Here is a 12,668-nt window from a genome sequence, read left to right on the forward strand (position 1 = left end):
TTAAACAAGTTGAGATTAATAATGTTAATCTCAACTAATTTAAGCTAAATTCAATTAGTATTAACTAATTTTAGTTAATTTCAATAACTGCTTTAACAACACCTGATTCGGGTTTTACCCACTCAGGGAATATAGCAGGGAAGTTATCAAAGCTGGTTTTGTGAGTAACCATAGCGGTTGATTTTGCCGTGCCGTTACTTAAACAAGCAACTACGTGTTCAAAATCTTCTTTAGTGGCATTACGACTGCCTTTCAGGGTGGTTTCACGTTTGTGGAACTCAGGATCATTAAAGGTAATATCGGCTTTAACAACACTAACAAAGACCAAAGTACCGCCATGTGCCAACCAACCAAAGGTTGACTGCATTGCTGCCGGATTACCCGTACAGTCAATAATAACTGTGGGGAAGTCGCCATCAGTAAGCGCTGCAAGTTGTGCTTTAACATCGTCTTTACAATCAACGGTAGCATCAATGTTTAATTCACGTTTTGCAAAGGCTAAGCGATCATCGTTGACATCAGCAACAAAGACTTTAGCTCCGGCAACTTTAGCAAATTGAGCAGCACCTAAGCCAATAGGGCCAGCGCCTAATACCAGTACGGTATCGTTTTTAGAGACTTCACCACGGCGAACCGAGTGAGCGCCAATGGCTAAACATTCAACTATAGCTAATTGATCAAAAGGTACACCTTCAGTAATCACCACGTGAGATGCAGGTAAACATAAGTATTCACACATACCACCGTCACGATGCACACCAATGACTTCAATATCAGTACAACAGTTAGTTTTACCAGCGCGACAAGCAACACATTTGCCACATTCTAAATAAGGAATAACATAAGCGGCTTTGCCTAGCGGTAGATCAACACCTTCACCTAACGCTTCAATTTCACCTGAAAGTTCATGACCAAGTACGCGTGGGTAAGTAAAAAATGGCTGATTACCACCATAGGCATGGATATCAGTACCACAAACGCCAATAGCGCGAATTTTAAGTAATACTTCACCTGCTTTCGGTTGTGGTTTTTTACTTGTTTGAAAATTAAGCTCGCCGGGTTGTTGGCAAACGATCGACTTCATCATAATTATTCCTCTTGGCAGCTATAAGAATCAGTATATTTATAGCTTTAGTAAATCACTGTTGTGTCCTTTAGATATAATATACACCTCATTTTTGTTTTAATAAAGAGGTTTTTGAGGTTTTTAAGTGCTATTAAGTCAATGAAAGTCTTTAAATTATAAGAGAACCAAGTCGCTGCTATATTTTATAGTATTGATTTTAATTAGGTTATCAATACAATTCGACAGTTTAAAAGGTAGCAAGATGGTTCTATAAGTGTGCTTTATATGTAAATGACACTTATATCATGACATCATAAATCTACACCTTATAAGTCTTAATCAGCGGGAGGGGACTCAGTAACTGCACTAACACTGCCTTTTGAATTACAAAACTGTTAATTACAAAGTATGTTTTCATAGGAGCTTAACTATTAAAATCAGCGTTTATAAAGTGGCACTGTATTAAAATTGACTATATTTTGAGCATGCTTGATATAATCGTACGCCTTCAGGCTTTGAGCAGACTATTAAATCGTTATTCACAGAGTTATCCACAATAAATGTGGAAAGCCTGCGGCAAACCACTGTTCAACCAGTGAACAATAAATGAGTGAAAAATAGGCGAACAGTTACTTATTTATCGAATTATTTAATATTTTCTTGAAAAAACAGTAAAGTGTACTAAATTTTATCAATTGATTTTCTGCTTACTTTAGCTTTTCTTATTTCAAAAAACTTTTCCACAACACTTAGCTCACACTATCTAGCCAGATAAAGACACACTGAATAAACTGGCCAATTGATACAATCCGTCTTCTTTCTGAATAATCAATTTGCTTTTATAGGGCTTTGAATGGCAGCGGAATTTACTTAAATGGAAAAGTGAAGTTATAGCGGAATAAGCACCAGTAATTACCTACCTTGTGCAATTCAGGGATACTTGGGCTTTGATATATTTTAACTAAGCAGGGCGGCTAAGCTATTTTAGTAGTTATTGAAGAGGTAGTGAGGTGATTGGCCGTTAGTGGCATAGATGAACAGAATTCTGCATAGAAACTTATTTACAGCTCTTTTATTAGAGACAGTAACAGAATACTGTTCATTCAATGGTTAACTTTTAGCTGGCAGCCTAGCAACACCTGAGTCTATGGCAGCTTTGGCAACGGCTTTGGCAACACGTTGACAAAGACGAGGATCCATAGGTTTAGGGATAATATAACCCCTACCAAAGCTTAATTCTTCATCACCACACGCTGCTAATACTTCCTTTGGCACCGGCTCTTTAGCAATTGCACTAATGGCATATACTGCAGCAATTTTCATTTCATCGTTAATGGTACTGGCTCTAACATCTAACGCGCCACGGAAAATAAACGGGAAACACAAAACATTGTTTACTTGGTTTGGATAATCTGAGCGACCTGTTGCCATAATTAAGTCATCACGCACTGAATGGGCAAGCTCTGGTCTTATTTCAGGATCAGGGTTTGAACAAGCAAATACGATTGGTTTGTCTGCCATAGTTGTTAGCAGTTCAGGGCTAAGTAGGTTAGGCCCGGAAACACCAATAAAAATATCAGCGCCATCCATAACATCGGCCAAGGTACGTAAATCTGTATTGTTAGCAAATAGCTTTTTATATTCGTTTAAATCATCACGGCGAGTATGAATAACTCCTTTGGTATCTAACATGTATATTTTTTCACGCTGAGCGCCACATTTGATCAGTAGCTCCATGCAAGAAATTGCCGCAGCACCAGCGCCTAAGCAGACAATTTTAGCTTGTTTGAGCTCTTTTCCTTGTACTTCTAAGGCGTTGATAAGACCTGCGGCTGTTACGATGGCTGTACCATGTTGGTCATCATGAAATACCGGAATGTTACAACGCTCTATTAGCGCTTTTTCAATGACAAAACATTCCGGTGCTTTAATATCCTCCAAGTTAATACCACCAAAACTATCAGCAATGTTAGCCACAGTGTTAATAAACTCTTCTACGGTTTTATGTGTTACTTCAATGTCGAAAGAGTCGATATTGGCAAAGCGTTTAAAAAGCAGTGCTTTACCTTCCATCACCGGCTTTGAAGCCATAGGTCCAAGGTTACCAAGACCTAAAACGGCGGTACCGTTACTGATCACCGCAACCGTATTACCTTTACCGGTATATTTATAAACTGCGTCAGGGTCCTTAGCTATTTCTCGACATGGCTCGGCCACCCCTGGGCTGTAAGCAAGTGACAAATCATGGCTTGTTTCAGCGGGTTTGGTGATGGTAATACCAATTTTTCCTGGGGTAGGGTAAGCATGGTAATCAAGCGCCTGTTGACGAATATCTTTCATGTTAATGTCCAAAAAATCAATTAATGGGGGAGCAATGCTCTTTGTATTTTTAAATAAAAACAGCGCAGGTATTTTTATTTAAAAATGCAAAGCTTCTGTGTTGAGGGGTTGGGTATATACCTTGATAAGGCGTTGTAAAAAAGTGCTTACCCAGCTAATGGTTGGGACCTACGGGTAAGCACTGGTAAATTTTCGTGTCAGTTATTGCTCAGCTTAATGTTCAGTGAAGACCGTTTGCTTAATACCAATTTTGTCTTTTTGAAAGCCAGGTCTAATTTTGCCGGTAAACGGCTGATAGCTGTTAGCTGGATCATCATTGTTTAGCGGATCGCCTACTTCAACTTTCAATTCTTCCAATTTAGCGGTTAACTTTTTAATGATAATATCGCTGCCTTCTTGCCCTGAGATGTCGTGCATTTCTCCTGGATCATTGCTTAAATCAAATAATACATTACGTTTAAGTAGTGGATAATAAACCAACTTGTATCTATGGCTACGTGCCATACGTTGAAAGTGACGGTAACTGCCGTAGATATAATCATTCATCACTGTTTTTTCACCACGAACAATGGGCATGATACTTGGACCTTGTACCGAATCAGGTATGTCGATACCCGCTAACTCAGCTGTGGTGGCAAAAATACTGTTTAAATAAAACATCCCCTTAGCGCGGCTATTCGCAGGAATACCGTCACCCACCATGATAAATGGGGCGCGAATACTGTGATCATAAACATTTTGCTTGCCAGCTAGGCCATGTTTACCGACAGCTAAACCGTGATCTGAGGTGAAAATGATATACGTGTTTTTAGCGTAAGGTGATTTTTCAAGGCTGTCTAGAATTCGACCGATCTGAGTATCCATATGCTCAACCATGGCGTAGTATTCACCAATGAACTCTTTAGTTTGTTTTTCAGTGCGTGGGAAGGTCATTAACGCTTCATCACGAATGTTATAATCTCCCGCATCTATTTCAGGCATAGGTACAAAACTTGCTGGTAATATCATGCTTTCGGCAGGGTACTTATCTACATAGGACTGCGGAGATTGACGCGGATCATGTGGGGCTGTAAATGCCACATACATCATAAATGGCTTGTCGTTTCTTTTTTCTTTTGTTTCGATGTAGCTAATGGCTGCATCGGCAAAGGCTTCACTGGTATGTTGATTCTTTTGCTTTTTAGCCCATTTAATATTCTCGCCAAAATCAGTTAACCAAGGCTGCCATTGACCACCTTTGCTGATAGGCGCCATACCGCCTTCATGTACGGCACGGCCAATATTAAAAGAGCGCTTTAATGCGTCGTTACCAACATGCCATTTACCTGTGATAAAGGTTTCGTAACCTGCGTCTCTAAAGGTTTCGCCCATTAACGGGTGCGTTGTTTTGTTGGACTTAGGAGAAAAACCAGTCATATGCAAATTACGACCGGTATTAATCATTTGACGGCTTGGCGCACAAACAGCGCCAGACCATGAGCCCTGATTAAATACATGGGTAAATGCCATGCCTGAATGTGCAAGTCGATCAATATTAGGTGTGTGAATTTTTTCATTGCCGAGGGCATGAATGGTATCAATAGATTGGTCATCAGTAATGATCAATAAAATATTAGGGCGTTTAGTTTCATTGGCATGGCTAGTTGAGATGGCCACTGTGCTAATTGCGCATGCTAGCACAAAACAATGCTTTACAAACTTGAGGGATAACCAAATGCTTGAATGGATTTTCATAGTAAACCTTCTTATAGTTGATGGTTTATTATAAATAAAAGCCAGTCAATGGCAACAGTTAAAACAAATTTATTGGAAAGTTTAGGCTAGATTTTTGTTTTCTCTTTTCAACATAGGGCATTTTATAATTCAGTGTATATAAATTTGATGTAAAAAAACGAACCAATTGGCTCGTTTTATATTCAGGTTTATCGCTTGTCGCTCGATAAAGATGCGACAGGTTTACGATTTAAAAAGCGATTAGGTATTATGTATTTTATGCGCTCTATAGCCAAAAATAGCAATCACTACAAAACAAATCATTGGCAATACAAAAGATGTTTGCACCGATGGAATACCAGCAATAAGTGCTCCACCATCAATCAAGATACCTTGCAGTGGTGGCATTAGCGCGCCACCGACAATGGCCATAACTAAACCAGCAGACGCTAAACTGGCATCGTTACCGGTATCTTTAAGTGCGATACCATAGATAGTTGGAAACATTAATGACATACAAGCAGATGTGGCCACTAAGCAATACAGACCTGTCATACCGCCGATGAATATAGTACCAAAGGATAGAGTAATACCACCGAGTGCTAGCAACAATAATAATCGCCCAGGACGAATAAGCCCTAGCAATAAGGTACAAATAAAGCGACTGGCAAGGAAAATACCCATAGCGAGCATATTATATTGTTGTGCTTCTGCCGCTGTTAAACCAACAGATGTCATGCCGTAGTGGATAATAAAGGTCCAAGACATAATTTGGGCACCCACGTAAAATGCTTGGGCAATAACGCCTTCACGGTAACGGGCATTTGAAATTAAACGAATAAAGGTTTCTTTTAACACTTTACTTGTTAGCGGTTCATCATGAGCAACTGTGTCTGGTAATTTGCGGAATAAAAAGAATACAAATAACAGCGCGACAACAGAAGCAATAGCTATGTATGGCCCACGAACGGTGATTAAATCGGCCGCTTGCATTGCTTGGTGAGCAACAGGGTCGGCAACCGAGAAGTCGACTAATGCTTGGGTTAACTTACCGTCAACCACCGACGGCAACATGTCGGCATATTCAGGGTGAGCTAATTTTTCTGTAGCGCGAAACTCTTCAACTTTTAGCTCACTAAGAATGTAGTTTGAGGCAACAAACATTCCACCTAATGAGCCAATAGGATTAAAAGCTTGCGCTAAATTTAAACGCTGTGTTGAAGTCTCTGGTGAACCCATTGATAACACATAAGGGTTAGCTGTGGTTTCTAATAAGGCTAAGCCACAAGTAATTACGCAAAGCGCTAATAAGAAAGCATTAAATTCGGCGGTCATACTGGCGGGTAAAAATAATAACGCGCCAATGGCATAAAGCGCTAAGCCTAATAATATTCCTGCCTTATAAGAGAAACGACGGATAAAAATTGCTGCTGGAATTGCCATAATTCCGTAACCGAGATAAAAGGCAAATTGCACCATAGAGCTTTGGGCATTCGAGATTAAAAAGATATCTTTAAAAGCTTTTACCAACGGGTTAGTAATATCATTAGCAAAGCCCCATAACGGGAAAAGTGCCGCAACCATCATAAAGGGAATAATATATTCTTTTGCCAAAATAGGCGTTTTTGCCTCGCCCTTGGCTTGGGTTGGTTGATTTGTAATTTCAACGCTTTCTTCAATTGCTGTTGTCATGTTGACCTCTTTATACTGTATTCCACTTTTTAATTATTGTAATAAATACTTTTTTGTGGATATTATAGGTAAAGGGCACATTACTGGTTGGCGTTGTTTGTGTCAATAATAGTTTGTTAAAAAGTCGATAATAACTTATCACCTATCAGGGGGAGTTGCAGGTTGGGCGATGGTAGAGATAATTTTAGCAGACTTAATTATCCTAAGATTGTTCGTTGTCTTGCTCATAATCATAGTCACATAAGTAACTATTTTATCTGCTAATAGTACTCACCATCAACCAGGTGAGAAATACCCTAATGGTTGTATTCAGCTCAGATAAACTTAATCACTAATCTATCACTTAGAAACTAGCTTTTACCGAAGTGTAGAATCCCTGACAAAACCCTTGTCGCGTGGATATTAACGCTAATGGCTATCATTGCCTAACTAGCATTATTTCTCCGTTTATTAGCTAGGTTGCTTATTATTTTAGCATCGCTCTAACGCAAGTTTCCCGTAAGTCATCACCTTATGACCAAAAAGTACTCATTTCTTATATCATTTTGAATACTTTCCTCGAAGCTTCACACAAACTTGTACTATTTTTGTTGTAATTTATTATAAGGTGTCTACTATATTGAAAGTACAGTCGCTTAAGGCGTTTGTTCTAAACTTGGACTCCCAACCAAGTTTATTGTCAGGCCTTAGGGCCTGGCATTTCCTCTGGGGACAACAGGAAATAAAAATAATCATACTTGTTGTTTAACCTATTGTACTCGGAATTTTCTCGTTTCCAAAGGGGAGGGGGGTATTTAGTTGCATCGAGGTGAGCAATGGCAATAGCTAGTTCACTCTTCAACCTACATTTTATACTTAACGCTATTTCTTGACCCTAGTTAAAGCTCATATTAATATGAAGTGATTAAAATTAATAAAAACCACGATAGAGTGAGTATCAAACATGAAAATAAACACCAAGTTTTCACCGTTAATGTTAGCTGTAGTGGCTGCAACAAGCTTAACTGCTTGTAGCGAGTCGAGCCAAATTACCGCTGAAGAAAACACTAACAAAACAGTTATCACCAAAGCAGTTACAGATAAAAATAAATATGAGGCAACTTGGGAGTCATTAAGTACTGCACCTGTACCTGAATGGTTAAAAGATGCAAAATTTGGTGTTTATACTCATTGGGGTTTGTATTCTGTCCCCGCACATTTAACCAATGTTTATGGTGACTTTATGTACCGTAAAGAAGGTAATGACCGTGGAGTACGTGCATATCATGAAAAAAATTATGGGCCAATAGAAGAGTTTGGCTATAAAGACTTCTTGCCTCTGTTCACCGCACCTAAATTTAATGCCGATGAATGGGTTGCCGTGATGGAAGATGCGGGCGCAAAATATGCTGGTATTCATGTAGTACACCATGATGGCTATTGTCTTTGGGACAGTGAATATACAAAATTTGATAGTATGGATACTGGGCCTAAAAAAGACATTTTTGGTGAGATCGCTGAGTCCGTTAGAAAAAGTGATATGAAGCTGGTGGCAACTTTCCATCATGCACGTACTTATGGATTTGGTTTTAAAGATGCGGATAAATATACCGAGGAAGAAAAGTCAAAATTAGATCTTTTTGATCCTAAATACGATTATATTTATCGTAACCCTGAAACGGTGAGTATTGAAGAATTCAGTAATGAATGGCATAACAAAATTGATGAAGTGATTGAAAAGTACCAACCAGATTTATTATGGTTTGATGGCCTAGCTAAAGCGAAAAAAAATGGCATTGTTAATGAGAAACGCTTATTAAAAACATTTGCAGACTTTTTAAATAATGGTAATGACTATACCGATGAAACCTACTTGTTTAATAAGCTTCCAGCTTCAATGCGCTGGAATTTTCCGATGGGCTTTGGTTATAGAACTTATGAAAATGGTCGTGATATGGAAGTTGATGTCCGAGGTGATTGGAACATTGATCGCTCTATTGGTTACCCTTGGACTTGGGTAAAAGATAAAGAATATCCCCACAGTCATGATTATCATATCCTCAGCTTAGTTGATATTGTTGCCCGTGGCGGTAGTTTCTTACTTTCTTTAACACCTAAAGGTGATGGCTCTATACCCGAAAGAGAAAAAGAAATTATGGCTGGTATCGGCCGTTGGTTGCGTATCAATGGTGATGCAATCTATAAAACCCGTCCTTGGAAATCAGTTGGTGAAGGATTAGATGCTGATGTACTTCGTGTTGATGCTTTTCGAATGAACGGCGAGCCGAAAACAAATTGGGATTACACCATCCTAAGCCAAGCGAAAGGCGATGTGGTCAGGTTTACTAAAAATGGTAACGACCTTTATGCGATTGTTATGGGCGAGCCTGCATCAGGTGAAATTACTATTCCTACGCTTGCTTTAGGTAATGTTGAAAAGTCAGGAAAAGGTATTTCATCGATTAGCTTATTGGGTAGTGATGAAGTGATTGATTGGCAGCAAACAAAGGCAGGGTTAACGTTGAAATTCCCTAAACAGTTACCCGGTGAAATAGCTTATAGTTTCAAAATTAAGGTTAAAGGTGAGCTTGATCAAAGCGTGAGACCAACCTTTGATGATGGCATTGGTCGCAATGGTAACTGGCCAATCTATAAGACAAAGATCTAGTTAACTCGCACTTGTTCCTTTAATACGCTATTTGCTCGAGCGTCTTGAAGGAATAAGCTGGCCTACTCAGGCTTACCATTCAGTTTAGTTGTAAGTACTTTTGGCATTAGCGCGGTTAATTACCTAAAGCTATTGCCGCAAAAGTAGAATGAATAATTGATAAGAATAAGCAAGATAAATAATCAACAAAAATAAGCACAAATAAATACAGACAATAGCATGGAATATTCGTTATGAAATACAGTTTATCTCGATTGACTCGACAACTCTATATCGTGCTTATGTTACTGATTATTTCGCTAACAGGTACGGCGCAAGCTATCACACTCAAAGTGATGTCTTACAATGTTCTCTATGGTTTTAATCACGGTAAGCAGCTAGCCGCTGGATCTGAATGGATTGCTAGTCAGCAACCTGATTTTCTTGCCTTGCAAGAAATGAAAGGCTTTAGTTCTGAGCGTCTGAGCGAGGTCGCCAAACGCTGGGGGCACAAGCACAGTTATTTTTACCAACGCAAGCCCGGCCTACCACTTGCCTTTACTTCACGCTTGCCAATTAGTCAGATTGAGCATTTGGATAAGCGGATTAAACGTGGCTTCTTGCACTTAGAAAGTGGCGGTATAAATTTTATTGTGGTACACATGACCTCGCAAAAACTAACCGCTCGGCAAGCTGAAACGGCGTATATCAGTGGCATAATTAAACAACTCATCACCGATGGAAAAAAGCTTATTGTGCTGGGTGATTTTAATGCCATGAGCCCGCTAGATGTTAAACGAATTGTTAGTTTACAACCCTTACTAAAAGAAATGCGCGACAGTGTGAAAAAACGCCGCAACTTAAATAACAATCAATTTGATACTTCGATTTTACAGAGTTACTACGACCTAGGGCTACATGACAGTAGCTACCACCAACTCAGGGGAACAGACAAAGCACATAAGTTAATGGGTACTTTTCCAACCCTTGTCGCTAAAAAATCTACCGATCGTCAAGTCCAAAAGCAGCGTCTACAACGTATTGATTATATTCTCTCGAGTCCTAATCTCGCCAATAAAATTTTTGCTGCAGATATCGTAAATTGGCATGACGCTAAAATACTGGATCAGATTTCAGATCATTATCCAGTGGTGATGGTGTTAGATTTATAGGTTTTTAATTAACGCTAATGGTATGTCCAATTTTGGCAGTACGGGCAAAGTCCCGTGGAAAAACAGCAACCACGATTGCTTATCAAAGCTATTTTGTCAGTTCTTTATGTCGAGTAATATAGTGTAAAGATGTTAGACATAAGGCAATTTCAAGTGATATTTTCATCACCTATAAATAAAAAGAAGGGGGTCTTGTGATCCTAAGTAAAGCAAAATTTAAATTTAAGCAATTGATAATTATTTTACTGCTTATAATTACCCTTCCTACATGGGCAGGAAATATTTTTGATGGCGATAACTATTTCTTACAAAAACAGTATGACTTAGCATTGAAAGAGTATATGACTGCGGCCGAGGTAGGTAATCCAAGAGCATGTTATCAACTGGGTGTCATTTATTACCATGGTTTAGGCACTAAAATAGATAACTTTAAAGCGTTGATTTGGTTTTCTTTAGCCGCAGATCATTCTTATGAAAATGCTACTGAAATTGTTGATGAAATATTGGCTAATGTGCCGGCAGAGAAAAAAGAAAAAGTTATCAAATTAGTAAAAACTTTTCAAAAATCTTTTGGGAAAAAAAGTATCGATAGCAAATATTACCCAGAATTATTGACAAAAAATATAAACCATAAAATTAATTTTGGCGATAAAAAAGACCTTGAGAAAGTTGACGTTTCAATTGATGATTATTTTGATATGGACTTGTCAACGGCTGAAAACCTTGATGAAGATAGTTTTGACGACCCTTTTGTTGATGATGATTTAGAAGGTAGTCCGAAACTTCAAGATAACTCCAATCAAGACAACTATAATCGTTTACTTAATGGACCATATTTTTTGATCGCTGATTATGATATTGCTCCCGATGGCTCAATTCGTAATATCAGCCCTATTCAAAGCTTAGGTATGCCTGAAAGAGCTCTCTATAATTTAGCGATGACATCGCTACCCAAACCTCAGTTTCTCAATAGGGGTGTTCATTTTGTTAACCGCTCTTACTTGGGAGTAGCAAGTTATGATAAATTTAGAGTAAGAAAGGAGCATAAGCGCTTATATTTCCGTATCAGGCGCATGGCAGATAAATTAGCAAAAAGCGACTTACCTCAAGATGATTATAAACGTGCCATGCTCTTGATGAATTTCCCTTGGTTAAGCCAAGAAACTGGCGAGGTTGACAAGTTATTAAAAAATGCCGCTGAGCAAGGGCATAATTTAGCTAAATACGAATATGGTTTGAAGCTTTATCGTGAGCAGCAAGATATCAAACAAGCAATTTATTGGCTTTCAGCTGCAACTAAGCAAGGCAACAGTCAGGCTCAGTATCGTTTAGCGCGTATTTTACTTGATAGCCCTTGGGTTGTGAATGATGATGAAAAAGCCTTATTTTGGTTAGAAGCCGCAACAAAGCAAAAACATCAGCATGCAAAATTAAAATTGGCGGAAATAAGGTTGCTTGCTAAAAATCACAAATTACATGATGTAGACAATGCAGTGCGCTACCTTAATGAGTTAAGCCATGAGCTAGAAAACAATCCTCAGTATCATTATTTACAAGCTATGGCTCATGTGAAAATGGAGCCGAGGAAACTTTCTGAAGCGGTTAATTATATTCGTGCAGCAATTGAACTAGGTGAAGATTATCATTGGGATGTAATCCCTTGGCAGCAGCAATTAAAAAAGTGGACTTCAGGTGGCACTGTAACCATCCAGGAATTATAATTTTTCGATAATAAATGAAAGGCCAGCTTAGTTATAGGCTGGCCTTTCCATATCACATCTGCGCTGCAGATAAGCGAACTTTGCCAACATCGCTACTATGTTTAATTTCACCTTGTTACAAACATCTTATCCAAAACTCTTATCCAAAGTTCAGGTTATTTAGCAAACACTATTGTCCGTAGTAGCCAGTTATCCCTCATTTTTTTATCACTGCATTCTTGAGTGATAACTTAACGATAATGTTACCTTTTTAGCAATGTTTAAACTATGAGAAAACAGATAGTAAGGGCGAAAACAAAAATAGCCAGTGTAAATTAATGTAAAGAAGGTCATTTGAT

Annotated in this window: 7 protein-coding genes; 3 read left to right on the forward strand and 4 right to left on the reverse strand. The window is 38.6% G+C overall.

Annotated features, from left to right (window positions below):
• Positions 1-70 precede the first annotated feature (70 nt).
• The 4 genes from F580_RS0102300 to fucP all read right to left on the reverse strand — a co-directional run bounded on the left by F580_RS0102300 (position 71) and on the right by fucP (position 6,811).
• Entirely contained in the window at positions 71-1,087 is a 1,017-nt protein-coding gene (locus F580_RS0102300; protein WP_019026082.1) for a zinc-binding alcohol dehydrogenase family protein, read from the reverse strand.
• 1,089 nt (positions 1,088-2,176) lie between these two features.
• Positions 2,177-3,406: a malic enzyme-like NAD(P)-binding protein gene (locus F580_RS0102305; RefSeq protein ID WP_019026083.1), complete on the reverse strand. Its 1,230-nt coding sequence runs from the start codon at positions 3,404-3,406 to the stop codon at positions 2,177-2,179.
• Positions 3,407-3,619: 213 nt separating this feature from the next.
• A complete protein-coding gene (locus tag F580_RS0102310) occupies positions 3,620-5,140 on the reverse strand; it encodes a sulfatase family protein (RefSeq protein WP_019026084.1) in 1,521 nt (506 codons plus the stop codon).
• Positions 5,141-5,380: 240 nt separating this feature from the next.
• Positions 5,381-6,811, reverse strand: a complete 1,431-nt coding sequence (fucP, locus tag F580_RS0102315; RefSeq protein ID WP_019026085.1) for an L-fucose:H+ symporter permease — start codon at positions 6,809-6,811, stop codon at positions 5,381-5,383.
• 943 nt (positions 6,812-7,754) lie between these two features.
• Between fucP and F580_RS0102320 the strand changes: the two genes are divergently transcribed.
• The 3 genes from F580_RS0102320 to F580_RS0102330 all read left to right on the forward strand — a co-directional run bounded on the left by F580_RS0102320 (position 7,755) and on the right by F580_RS0102330 (position 12,330).
• Complete coding sequence (locus F580_RS0102320) at positions 7,755-9,458, forward strand: alpha-L-fucosidase (protein WP_019026086.1); 1,704 nt, start codon at positions 7,755-7,757, stop codon at positions 9,456-9,458.
• Positions 9,459-9,691: 233 nt separating this feature from the next.
• Positions 9,692-10,609 (forward strand): endonuclease/exonuclease/phosphatase family protein, encoded by a 918-nt coding sequence (locus F580_RS0102325; RefSeq protein WP_019026087.1) that lies wholly within the window; start codon positions 9,692-9,694, stop codon positions 10,607-10,609.
• 194 nt (positions 10,610-10,803) lie between these two features.
• Positions 10,804-12,330: a tetratricopeptide repeat protein gene (locus F580_RS0102330; protein ID WP_019026088.1), complete on the forward strand. Its 1,527-nt coding sequence runs from the start codon at positions 10,804-10,806 to the stop codon at positions 12,328-12,330.
• The last annotated feature ends 338 nt before the right edge of the window (positions 12,331-12,668 follow it).

The sequence above is a fragment of the Colwellia piezophila ATCC BAA-637 genome (assembly GCF_000378625.1).
GTDB classification, from domain to species: Bacteria; Pseudomonadota; Gammaproteobacteria; order Enterobacterales; family Alteromonadaceae; genus Colwellia; species Colwellia piezophila.

What these genes read in the sequence shown, in the direction of transcription:
- F580_RS0102300 (WP_019026082.1), bottom strand. Translation starts at nt 1,087, where the DNA reads ATGATGAAGTCGATCGTTTGCCAACAACCCGGCGAGCTTAATTTTCAA.
- F580_RS0102305 (WP_019026083.1), bottom strand. Translation starts at nt 3,406, where the DNA reads ATGAAAGATATTCGTCAACAGGCGCTTGATTACCATGCTTACCCTACC.
- F580_RS0102310 (WP_019026084.1), bottom strand. Translation starts at nt 5,140, where the DNA reads ATGAAAATCCATTCAAGCATTTGGTTATCCCTCAAGTTTGTAAAGCAT.
- F580_RS0102320 (WP_019026086.1), top strand. Translation starts at nt 7,755, where the DNA reads ATGAAAATAAACACCAAGTTTTCACCGTTAATGTTAGCTGTAGTGGCT.
- F580_RS0102325 (WP_019026087.1), top strand. Translation starts at nt 9,692, where the DNA reads ATGAAATACAGTTTATCTCGATTGACTCGACAACTCTATATCGTGCTT.
- fucP (WP_019026085.1), bottom strand. Translation starts at nt 6,811, where the DNA reads ATGACAACAGCAATTGAAGAAAGCGTTGAAATTACAAATCAACCAACC.